Annotated in this window: 7 protein-coding genes; 5 read left to right on the plus strand and 2 right to left on the minus strand. The window is 63.8% G+C overall.

Annotated elements, in window-relative coordinates; all coding sequences use genetic code 11:
* Nucleotides 1-4: 4 nt before the first annotated feature.
* Nucleotides 5-1,180, minus strand: coding sequence for an SIS domain-containing protein (locus tag GJ700_RS10425; protein ID WP_229506908.1), 1,176 nt, complete (start codon nt 1,178-1,180; stop codon nt 5-7).
* A 290-nt stretch (nt 1,181-1,470) separates the two neighbouring features.
* Between GJ700_RS10425 and GJ700_RS10430 the strand changes: the two genes are divergently transcribed.
* The 5 genes from GJ700_RS10430 (at nt 1,471) to GJ700_RS10450 (ending at nt 11,269) form a co-directional block, all read left to right on the plus strand.
* Entirely contained in the window at nt 1,471-4,836 is a 3,366-nt protein-coding gene (locus GJ700_RS10430; RefSeq protein ID WP_154373344.1) for a TIM-barrel domain-containing protein, read from the plus strand.
* A gap of 107 nt (nt 4,837-4,943) precedes the next feature.
* Complete coding sequence (locus GJ700_RS10435; protein WP_154373346.1) at nt 4,944-7,940, plus strand: TonB-dependent receptor plug domain-containing protein; 2,997 nt, start codon at nt 4,944-4,946, stop codon at nt 7,938-7,940.
* A gap of 30 nt (nt 7,941-7,970) precedes the next feature.
* Nucleotides 7,971-9,347 carry a Gfo/Idh/MocA family protein gene (locus tag GJ700_RS10440; RefSeq protein WP_154373348.1) on the plus strand — a complete coding sequence of 459 codons (1,377 nt, stop codon included), beginning with the start codon at nt 7,971-7,973 and terminating at the stop codon, nt 9,345-9,347.
* A 78-nt stretch (nt 9,348-9,425) separates the two neighbouring features.
* Nucleotides 9,426-10,718: a DUF3472 domain-containing protein gene (locus tag GJ700_RS10445; protein ID WP_154373349.1), complete on the plus strand. Its 1,293-nt coding sequence runs from the start codon at nt 9,426-9,428 to the stop codon at nt 10,716-10,718.
* A gap of 35 nt (nt 10,719-10,753) precedes the next feature.
* Complete coding sequence (locus tag GJ700_RS10450; RefSeq protein WP_154373351.1) at nt 10,754-11,269, plus strand: DUF2867 domain-containing protein; 516 nt, start codon at nt 10,754-10,756, stop codon at nt 11,267-11,269.
* A 7-nt stretch (nt 11,270-11,276) separates the two neighbouring features.
* On the opposite strand, the gene GJ700_RS10455 is transcribed toward GJ700_RS10450, so the two are convergent.
* Nucleotides 11,277-11,795, minus strand: a complete 519-nt coding sequence (locus tag GJ700_RS10455; RefSeq protein ID WP_154373353.1) for a pyridoxamine 5'-phosphate oxidase family protein — start codon at nt 11,793-11,795, stop codon at nt 11,277-11,279.
* Nucleotides 11,796-11,857: the final 62 nt, after the last annotated feature.

Consider the following 11,857-nt stretch of genomic DNA (forward strand, 5'->3'; position numbering starts at 1 on the left):
TCCGTCATTCCTGGTAAATCGTGACGCCCTGCACGACACGGTTGACCGTGCCGCCGGCGAACGGGTTGTCGGGACGCAGCCCGAGCAGCGCGGACTGGTGCAGCGCATATTGCTGCGCCATCAGCAGCCACAGTGGCGCCAGCCAGGCGTCGGAGAATCCTTCAACGGCGGGCACACCGATATCGGCGCCGAAGCCCACCGTCAGGCAGCGCGCGGCAATGCCGTCGCGGCGCAATTCGGCCAGCAAGTCGCTGTCATAGCGGCGCGCCAGCGCTTTGGCGCTGTGGAACAGCACCACCAGCGTATCGCCATTGACGGCGGCTTTCGGACCGTGGCGGAAGCCCAGCGGCGTGTTGGCCATGGCTTGCACCTGGCCTGCCGTCAGTTCCAGGATTTTCAGCGCGGCTTCTTTCGCCAGCGCTTCCAGCGGGCCCGCGCCCAGGTAAACGACGCGCCCGACGCGCTGTGCCGCCAGTTCCGCCACCGGCGCCGCCCATACGGCCAGCGCCTGCTCGGCCAGCGCCGCCAGTGCATTGACTTGTGCGACCGATTGCTCCGCCGGTTGCGGCGACAGCGCGCACAAGGTTGCCAGCACCATGGAGGTAAAACTGCTGGTCATGGCAAAGCCACGATCGCAGCTGGCGGCCGGCATCAATAACGTGCAGACATGGCCGCCATCGCCGGCCTGGCGCGCCAGCGCGCCGTCCGGATTGCACGTCACGTGCAGGAAGCGGGCGCCCGGCACGGTGGCGCGCAGCAGCTCGACCGCCGCCACGCTTTCCGGGCTGTCGCCGCTGCGGGCGAACGACACCAGCAGGGTCGGCGCATTCGCGTCCAGGTACAGCTCCGCATGCGTCAGCAGGCTGGTGGTCGGCACGGCGCGCACGCTGGCCGGCCACGCCGCATCCAGCGTGTCGGCGATGATTTCACCCGCATAGGCGGAGCTGCCGGCGCCGGTGAGGATCACGCGCTGGGCGGGATTGCGCAGGCAGTCGCACAGGAAGGCGCTCACGCGGGGCAATTCCGTTTGCAGCGACGTTGCCAACGCGCGCCAGACGGCAGGTTGCTGCGCGATTTCCTCGGCGGTGGCGAGGCCGCCGATGTCGGACCAGCTTTGCCGGCCGCGTTGCAGAAGTTGTGTCATCGAAAGAAAGTAAAAGTGGCGATTGGGTTGAAGCATAAGGTTCGCCTTTTCAAAAGTCAATAACGAAAGTAAAACGAAAGATAAATCATTCGTTTCTTGCGCTTTGATGACGTTTCAACGGTGCACATAGCACCGGTTCCACCGCATCAATGTATGCTGTTTGCCACGAATTCGAAAGTAAAACATGTGAAAATGCATCAAAACGAAAGAAAAATATGGGAAAAACGGCTTTTCCTCGCACGAATTCACAGTTTTTCTTTCTTTTTGTTGACGATGCTTATTTTTCTTTCTAAAGTGCGTGCATCGATTCACATTGATAGCCAGCCATGAAACGCAAACAAGCTTATCGCCGCCTCGCCGCCTGCAGCCTGCTGTCCCTGCTGACGGTGACCGCCGTGCCATTGTTGGCGGCGCCCGTCGGCAACCTGCGCAGCTTCCAGCCCGTTGCCGCCACCGGCAACGCGTGGGACATCGCCACCGACAGTGGCGCCATCGTCCGCATCGAACTGCCGCGCGCCGACGTCGTGCGTATCTGGGCGGCGCCCTCGGTGGAGCGCAAGCCGGCGCAATTGACGGGGGCGGGCGATAAAGCCGCGGCCATCGTGGTCGGCAAGGCCGATCCGAAAGTCGATGTCACGGTCCGCGAAGACAGCCACGCCATTGAATTCGCCACCGGCGCGCTGCGCTTGCGCGTCGAACGCAAGCCGTTGCGCTTCGCGTTGTTCCGCGCCGGGGAAACCGAACCGATGTGGCGCGAAGTGCAGCCGCTGGAACTGGCTGCTGCGAAGAACGACACGCAGACCGTGCAAACCCTGTCCAGCAGCCGCGCGGAGCGCTTTTATGGCGGCGGACAGCAAAACGGCCGCTTTGAATTCAAGGGCCGCCAGTTGCACGTGTCGTATTCCGGCGGCTGGGAAGAGGGCGACCGTCCCAGCCCCGCGCCATTCCTGATGAGTTCCAGGGGCTGGGGCATGCTGCGCAATACGTGGTCCGACGGCGTGTATGACTTGCGCCAGCAGGAGCAAAGTTCGCTGCAGCACGCCGAACAGCGCTTCGATGCGTATTACTTTGTTGGCAAGGATATCCGCGACGTGCTGGCCCGCTATACGGAATGGACGGGACGCGCGCAATTGCTGCCCCGCTGGGCGCTGGAATATGGCGATGCGGATTGCTACAACGATGGCGACAACGTGAAAAAACCGGGCACGGTGCCGGCCGGCTGGACCGACGGCCCGACCGGCAAGACACCGGACGTGGTCGAATCGGTGGCCCGCAAGTACCGCGAACACGACATGCCGGGCGGCTGGATCTTGCCGAACGACGGCTATGGCTGTGGCTACACGTCGCTGCCGGGCACGGTGGCGGGCCTGTCGAAGTACGGTTTCCGCACCGGGCTGTGGACGGAAAACGGCGTCGACAAGATCGCGTGGGAAGTGGGCCAGGCGGGCAGCCGCGTGCAAAAGCTGGACGTGGCGTGGACCGGCAAGGGTTACCAGTTTTCGCTGGACGCCAACAAATCCGCCTATGACGGCATCCTGAACAATTCCGACAGCCGTCCATTCATCTGGACCGTGATGGGCTGGGCCGGCACGCAGCGCTATGCGGTGGCGTGGACGGGCGACCAGAGCGCCAGTTGGGATTACATCCGCTGGCACATCCCGACCCTGATCGGGTCCGGCCTGTCCGGCCAGGCCTATGCGACGGGTGACGTCGATGCGATCTTCGGCGGCAGCGCGGAAACCTATGTGCGCGATTTGCAGTGGAAGAGCTTTACGCCGGTCTTGATGGGAATGTCCGGCTGGTCGGCCGCCGCGCGCAAGCACCCGTGGTGGTTCGACGAGCCATACCGCGCCATCAACCGCCGCTACCTGAAACTCAAGCTGCGCCTGACGCCGTACATGTACACCTTGGCGCGGGAAGCGGAACAAAGCGGCGCGCCGCTGGTGCGGGGCCTGATGTGGGATTATCCAAACGATCCGGCCGCGCAGCTGGAAACCCATAAATACCAGTACCTGCTGGGCCGCGACATGCTGGTGGCGCCGGTCTACCGCAGCCAGGCCGTCACGCAGGGCTGGCGCAAGGGCATCCACGTGCCGCAGGGACAATGGTTCGATTACTGGGACGGCCGCCAGGTCACGGCGGGCCAGCAGGGCCGCGACATCGACATGCAGGTGACGCTCGATAAGCTGCCCGTGCTGGTGCGCGCCGGCGCGATCCTGCCGATGTATCCGGAAGCGCTGTATGACGGTGAAAAACCGAAAGACGTGGTAACGCTGGATTTATATCCGCAGGCGCAGAACGGTGATTCCACATTCACGATGTATGAAGACGATGGCAATACCCGCCGCTACCAGCAAGGGGCGTTCAGCCAGCAGCAATTCAGCATGGCCAGCACGCCGGGCGCCGTCACCGTGGATATCGCGCCGGTGACCGGCAGCTACGATGGCCAGTTGGCGCGCCGCGCCTATGCGCTGCGCATGCTGGCGGCAAACCGTCCGGCGGGAGTTGACGCCAATGGCCGCGCACTGGCCGCACTGGCGGACCGCGCCGCCTGGGACGCCGCCGCCGAAGGCTGGTACTTCGATGCGCAGGAGCGGAGCGGCACGGTTTTCGTCAAGACCGCGGCGCAGGATATCCGCCAGCCGTTGCGCATCGCCGTGCAGGGACCGGTGGCCGTGGCGCGCGCCGACGGTGACTTTCCGTCCGCACCGGCGCTGGGCCGCGCTTTGCCGGCGGATGCCATGATCGTGGTGTCGCGCCCGTTCGAAGAACCGGGCCACCCGCTGGAAAACGCCTTCGACGGCAAGCCGGGCACGTGGTTCCGCACGGTGCGCAGCCAGGCCATCAAGAGCGGTCCCCATGAATGGACCATCGGCTTTACGGAACGCCGCCTGGTCGACGGTATCGAACTGGCGCCGCGCACGGACGCCAACTGGAAATATGGCCAGGTGCGCGATTATGAAATCTACATGGCCGACAGCAACGGCGAATGGGGCAAGCCGGTTCACACGGGGCGCCTGAAGCTGGAACAGGGCAAGCAAACCATCGCGTTCACGCCGTCGATCGGCCGCCTGCTGCGCTTCCGCGTTCTGTCGGTGCATAACCCGGACGGCGATGGCGCGGAATCGGCCGATCCGATGGTGACGGCGGCGCAAGGCAGCACCGTCAAGGCATTCGACGCCATCGCGGCAAAAGATGTGCCGCCCATCACGCTGTCGGAATTCCGCATCCTGGAGCACACGGTCGCCGAAGGCGACGAACAGCAGCGCTACCTGTCGGATCTGTTGCCTGCCAAGGCGCCGGGCCGCGACAAGGCCGCATCGAAACAAGGCGCGGAAATGCGCATGAACGGACTGAGGTTCCACAAGGGCCTTGGCATGGGACCGGCCGGCCGCATCGACCTGCGGCTGGCCGGGAACTGGAACTTGCTGCGCGCCGACCTCGGCGTGGACGACAGCTGCCGGGACGCCGGGGGCTTGCAATTCCAGGTCTGGAGCGGTGACCGGCTGTTGTACGACAGCGGCCTGGTCGCGGCGCCCGCCGTCGTCAAGCCGGAACTCGACATCCGCGGCGTGACGCAACTGAGCCTGCGCACGCTCGGCGCGCAAGGCAAGCAGCCCGCCGCTGTCTGCGGCAACTGGGCCAACGCCATGCTGATTGGCGCGGACGGCGCCACGGTCCGAACACGCTGAATCCCGCGTAACCACAACCACATTACAAGACATGCACCCCTCGCCGTGACGGGGGAGGGGAGCGTGCACCCTCACGACACTACGACCACAGAACGAAGGAGACGCACATGCAGGTAAAAAAAATGATCGCAGCCCTGGCCGCCGCAGGACTGGCCTCGGGACTGGCCGCCTCGGCGGCCGCCGCGGAAGGCGCCGACGAGGCGGCGGGCAAGGAACTGGGCAAGGAAGCGGTGCGCGTCGAAGTGACGGGGTCCAGCCTGAAACGCATCAATGCGGAAACCGCGTCGCCGGTGCAGGTCATCGATGCCAAGCAGATCGAAAACATGGGCGCCCGCACGTTGATGCAGGTGCTGGACAACTTGCCGGCGGCCCGCCCGGCCCAGCAGGACTTCCGCTCGATGTTCACGGGATCCGACGGCGGTTCGCAGGCGAACCTGCGCGGCCTGGGCGCGCAAGGCACGCTGGTGCTGCTCAACGGCCGCCGCCTGTCGTTCTATGGCGCGCCGTCCGGCTTCCAGACCATGTTCGTCAATATCGACGCGATTCCCGCCGCCGCCATCGAGCGCATGGAAGTGCTGACAGACGGCGCGTCGGCCGTCTATGGCTCCGATGCGGTGGCTGGCGTGATCAACGTCATCACCAAGAAGAATTACAAGGGCCTGGAAGCGCGCGCCACCAGCGATTCGTCGCCCAGCGTGAAATCGTACGGCGAGCGGCAGGCCAGCCTGATTTACGGCACGGGCGACTTGAATGTCGAAGGCTACAACGTGTACGGTTCCGTCAATGTCTACCAGCGCGACCGCATTTCACTGGCGGACACTTACCTGAAACGCCCCGATTATTTCTATGTCAATAATCCGAATTTCATCTCCAACTTCCGCATCGGCACCGGCAGCGAGCCGGGCGTGCTGAACCCGGGGACGTTCTTCGTCTTCGATCCGCTGAAAAACAATGCCCGCACCCAGCGCGCCGTGGCGGGTTGCACCAATACCGTGACGGAAGCATCCGGCACGCGCTGCATCTGGAACAACCTGCCGTATGCGCTGGACACCGGCCCCACGTCGGACCGCGCCACCGCCTTCCTCAGCGGCCGCGTGAAGCTGGGCGGCGACATGGAAGGCTTTGCGGAAGCGGCGCTGACGCACATTAAGCTGCGCGGCGAAAACGGCCCGCGCAGCTTCAACAGCGGTACCACGAACAACTGGTTCTCGCGCAACACCGGTACCAGGCTCAATACGTTCAGCTATCCCTACCTGGGGCCGAACAATGTTTACCTGAAGGGCAAGCTGGATGCGGACATGGCGGCCACGATGGGTGGCGCGGCAGGCTTGAATTACCTGATGCAGGATGCGCTGGGCCACTTCGGCCAGAAAAACACGGATGACAATTACCGCGTGATGGCCGGCCTGCGCGGCAGCCTCGGTGGCTGGCTCAGTGGCTGGGACTTTGAAACCGCGTTCAACGTGGCGGGCAGCCATTCCGTGCTGTACCAGACCATCAACGTCAACACCAAGGGCTTTGAAAAGGCGTTCGGCCCGTTCACAAAAGACCCTGTCACGGGCCGCACCTACATCTCGGACAACCCCGCCTACAAATTCGGCGTGATCAGCGAAGCCAATGCGGCGCTGCTGCGCGAAGCGTATCCGACCTTCGATATCCAGTCGTGGACCAAGCTGATCACGTGGGATGGCAAGGTGGAAGGCACCCTGTTCAAGCTGGGCGACCGCGAAGTGCGCGCCGCGTTTGGCGCCAACCTGATGCGCGAAAGCTTCGATACGCCGGGCAATGCGGATGCGGCCAATGGCTTGATCACGCAGCAGGGCGGTTCGTGGTTCGACGGCAAGCGCACGATCGCGTCGCTGTTTGGCGAAGTGGTGGTGCCGGTCACGGACAACCTGGAAGTCAACGCGGCCGCGCGCCTGGATAAATATCCGCATTTCTCCGCCAACCTGGCGCCGAAGATCGGCGTGCAATGGCGCGCCCGTCCGGAATTGCTGGTGCGCGGCACGTATTCGGAAGGCTTCCGTGCGCCCAACCTGGCCGAATCCGGCAGTGGCGGCGTGTTTGCGCAGGTAGGCGGCATCCGCGATACTGTGCGTTGCGATGAAACCAACGCGATTGCCCGCATGCTGATGAAATCCGTCACCAAGACCGACGCGGACCTCGGCAAGTCGCTGCTCAATTCGAATTGTTCGACCACGGTGGGTGGCCTGACGCCGCCGAACCCGCAACTGCAGCCGGAAAAGGCCAGGATTTCCACGGCCGGCATCGTGCTGCAGCCGGCCAAGGATGTCAGTGTGTCGCTCGATTACTGGTTCGTCTACCGCCGCAATGAAATCGTGCGCCAGGACTTCAACCAGCTGTTCACGCAACTGGTGGAAAAATACGGCCCGGGGCTGGCCGGCACCAATCAAGCCATCCGCAGCGCGCTGACGGACGCCGACCGCGCCAACATGGCGGCGGTGGCCGCCATGTGCGCCAACCCTGCCAATGGCGCGGCGTGCGCGGGCGGTGTGCCGAAGTATTCGGTCGGCAACCTGGGCGGCTTGATCAACTCGTATTCGAACCGTGGCCGCACGCTGATCGACGGCTTCGATATCGATGCGCGCACCCGCTTCTCGCTGGGTGGCTGGGGCAAACTCGGCACCGGCATTGCCGCCACCATCCGCAAGCGCGAAACGTATAACGCGGAAGATGGCGACGGCTTCTCCGGCAACTACGTGGGCTACTACGATTCGCCCCGCGTGCGCGCAACGTTCAACGCGGACTGGAGCTACGAGGCATTCGTCACCAGCCTGTTCGTCAATTACACGGGCAAGACCAAGTGGGCCTACGGTCCATGGGACACGGACAATGCGCCGGGCACCTGCATGGCGGCCGGTCTCGACATGCCGAAGGAACTGTGCGATGGTGCGCCGTCGTACACGACGGTCAACCTGGGCGTGACGTGGAAACCCACCAAGCACCTGGATGTGGGCGTGAACGTGAAAAACGTGTTGAACAAGCGCCCTTACTATGATCCGAACGGCTGGGAAGGTTATAACCACAGCCAGAACCTGTTCGGCCGCCAGTTCGCCCTGTCCGCCAGCTACAAATTCTGGTAATCCGCTTCAACCCGACAACGAGATCAATAGATGGAAAAGTTATTCAATCGACGCCAATTCCTGACCGCCGCCGGTGGCGCCGGCGCCGCGCTGGCAGTGCCGAAGGCATTCGGCGCCACGGGACGCGAGCGGCTGCGCATCGGCATGATCGGCACCGGCATGCGGGGCCAGGTGCTGCTGCGCGAACTGCTGCGCCGCGACGACGTGGAAGTGGCGGCCTTGTGCGACATCGAACCCATCATGCTGGGCAAGGCGCTGGCGCTGGCCGAAAAGGCCGGCAAGCCCCGTCCCCGCACCTTTGGCGCCAATGGCAATGACAAGGGCGACCAGCATGCATACCGCGCCATGCTCGATGCGAAGCTGCTCGACGGCGTCATCATTGCCACGCCGTGGGAATGGCATGCGCCAATGGCGATCGACGCCATGCAGGCCAGGGTGGCGGTGGGATGCGAAGTGGTGGCGGGCGTATCGCTGCAGGAACACTGGGATGTGCTGAATACCCAGCTGAAAACGGGCACGCCGTACATGTTGCTGGAAAACGTCTGCTACCGCCGCGACGTGCTGGCCGTGCTGCAAATGGTGCGCTCCGGCCTGTTCGGCGAACTGGTGCACCTGCAGGGCGGTTACCAGCATGATTTGCGGGCCGTGAAGTTCAACAACGGCGATCCGGCCAAACCCTATGGCAGCGGCGTGGAATTCGGCAGCAAGGGCTGGTCGGAAGCGCGCTGGCGCACGGAACACTCGGTGCAGCGCAATGGCGAACTGTATCCCAGCCATGGCATCGGCCCGTGCGCGATGTACACCAACATCAACCGGGGCAACCGCTTCACCCGCATCAATACCTTTGCCACCAAGGCGCGCGGCCTGCACGACTACGTGGTGAAGCAGGGCGGCGCCGACCATCCGAACGCGCAGGCGAAGTTCAAGCTGGGCGACGTCGTCACCACGACGATTTCGTGCGAAAACGGCGAGACCATCCTGCTGCAGCACGATACATCGCTGCCGCGCCCGTATTCACTGGGCTTCCGCGTGCAGGGCACCAACGGCTTGTGGATGGACGTGAACCATGGCATCCACATCGAAGGCGTCAGCAAGCCGCACCAGTGGGACGATTTCCAGGGGTACCAGGATAAATTCGACCACCCGCTGTGGCGTAAGTATGGCGACCAGGCGGCCGGCGCCGGCCATGGCGGCATGGATTATTTCGTGATCCACGCCTTCATCGAAGCGCTGAAGGCCAGGGCGCCGATGCCGATCGATATCTACGACGCGGTAACATGGAGCGCCATCACGCCGCTGTCCGAACAATCGATCAAGCAAGGCTTCCAGACCTTGGACTTCCCGGACTTTACCAACGGGCAGTGGGCGAAACGCAAGCCGATCTTTGCATTCGACGACAAGTATTAACTTTGGCCAGCGGCCGTAACCGTAGGGCGGTTTCCGCAACGCGGAAGCCGCCATGCATGCTACTCAGGAGACCGAAACATGAAACGTAGAAGTTTGCTGGTGCAGTTCGTTATTTTGGCATTGGCCGGTTGTGGCGGCCCCACCGCCGTCACAACCGAGTCGCCGCGCGCCATACAGGGCGCGCCCGCCGCCACCGCCGCCACGGTGGCCCTGGCCGGCAACGCCTTCATCACCAGCGCCCCGGCCGGCGCAACGGAAGTCATCAATAGCAACGGCCTGGCCAACTGGACCAGTGCCAATACGGTCACCAGCGCGTGGTTCCGCATGGACGCGGCAGGCAGTGCGACCGTGGCGATGGATGCGAAGCTGGCCGGCAGTTCCAGCAGTACCGTGAAAGTCACTATCAACGGCACGCCGTTCAACGTCAACCTATCCGGCGCCGCCAGCAAGACCTACGCTGTCGGCACGGTCAACGTGGCGGCGCCCGGCTATGTGCGGGTGGATTTGCAGGGCGTCAGCAAGAGTGGCGGCTACTTTGGCGACGTGTCGGCATTGAAGGTGACCACCAGCGCCGGCCTGAATTACGCCAACGACGCGGCCAATTACTACTGGTCGCGCCGCGGTCCGTCGGTTCACCTGGGCTACACGGCGCCGGCCAACACGGAATATTTCTACAACGAAGTCACGGTGCCGGCGGGGCAGGACAAGATCGGGTCGTATTACATGGCCAACGGTTTCGGCCAGGGCTATTTCGGCATCCAGGTCAAGTCTCCCTCTGAACGGTGGATCCTGTTTTCCGTCTGGGATGCGGACAACGGCGCCAAGACCACCTTGGTGAAGAAGGGCGCCGGTGTCGTCGACAACACCTTTGGCGGCGAGGGCACGGGCGGCCAGTCCTACCTCGTGTACAACTGGGCGGCGGGAACGACTTACCGCTTCATCACGCGCGCCCGTCCGGACGGCGCAGGCGCCACCGACTATTCGGCCTGGTTCTATGCGCCGGAACTGGCCAGCTGGCGCTTCATCGCCACCTGGAAGCGTCCGGCCATCAGCACGTACCTGACCGGCGTGCATTCGTTCCTGGAAAACTTCATCGACACCAACGGCTACCTGGAACGCAGCGCACAGTATGGCAACCAGTGGGCGCGCAACACGTCCGGGACGTGGACCGAACTGACCACGGCGCGCTTTACGGGCGATGCGACCGCCACCAATGCGCAGCGCATGGATTATGCGGGCGGCTTGCAGAATGGACGTTTTTACTTGCGCAACGGCGGTTTCTTCAGCCCCTACGTGCCGGTGAACCAGAACTTCACGCGGCCCGCGACGGGCATCGCGCCAGCGGTCGACGTGAACACCTTGCCGCAATAGGGCGGGGTTGATGGGCACATGTTATTCTTCCGGCAATGAACGCGCCCATCTTTGAAACCGCCATCCCTGCCGCCAGCCACCTGAACACGGAGCTGGCCGGCGCCTATTTCCACGATTGCTGGCAAACCACGGTGGCGCCGCACGGGCGCACGGCGATGCAGATGTATCTCGACGTGGTGCGGCGCACGCCGGGCTGGGTCAACTTCCTGATGTCGGTGCGAAACCGCGTGGTGGGGCTGGTGGGCTTGAAGAACCTCGGCAGTTTGGGCAGCCTGCGCGCCGGCAAGGCGGCCGCGGATTACAAGCCGGGCGACCGTGCCGGCATTTTCAGGGTGCTGCGCGTGTCGGACGATGAAGTCATCCTCGGTGACGACGACAAGCACTTGCGCGTGCAAGTGTCGGTCTGCAAGCTGCGCCATGACGGCCAGGATGCCGTTGCCGTGTCGACGGTCGTGCACTTGCATGGACTGCTGGGGCGCATTTACATGATCCCCGTCGCGCCCATGCACAAACTCATCGTGCCGGCGGTGCTGCGCAGGCTGAGCACGTAGCCGCGGCTCAGAGGCGCAACTGGCCCTGGATACTGTCGTCCAGGGTTTTCCCGATGACGGCGCCGGCCATGATCTTGGCGCCGGCCACCGCGTCGCCATGCTTGTTGTCCCAATAGTAGCCTTGCGTCGGCGTCACGCGGATCACCGTGATGCGGGGATCGGCTTCACCCTGCGTGAACCAGGTTTTCAGCGCGAAGTTCCACAGTTCGTGGATACGCGCCTGGTCGCGTGAAACGATGGCGTGGCCGTCGAGATACAGGAAACCCGAGTGCGCCGAGCCCTGGAAATACAGGCGCACCGCCGGGTTGGCGTCGAGTTCGTCGTTCTTGTGGCTGTCCGCTGCGCTGAGGAACCACAAGTTGCCGTTGTCGTCGACTTCCAATGGACTCATCGGGCGCACGCCGCCGGCCGTGCAAAAGAAACAAGTCTTGGCGTCGTCGACCATGTCGCGGATGCGGTGTACGGCGTCCGGACCGGACAGGTCGCAATGGTTGCTTTCGGGTTGCTGCTGATCGATGGAGTTCATGCTGTGCTCCTGGCTGCGTGCGGACCGGAATGGCCGCGTCGGCATCCATCCTAGGAGCGGTG

This window comes from Pseudoduganella rivuli (genome assembly GCF_009674485.1).
Classification (GTDB): Bacteria; Pseudomonadota; Gammaproteobacteria; order Burkholderiales; family Burkholderiaceae_D; genus Rugamonas; species Rugamonas rivuli_B.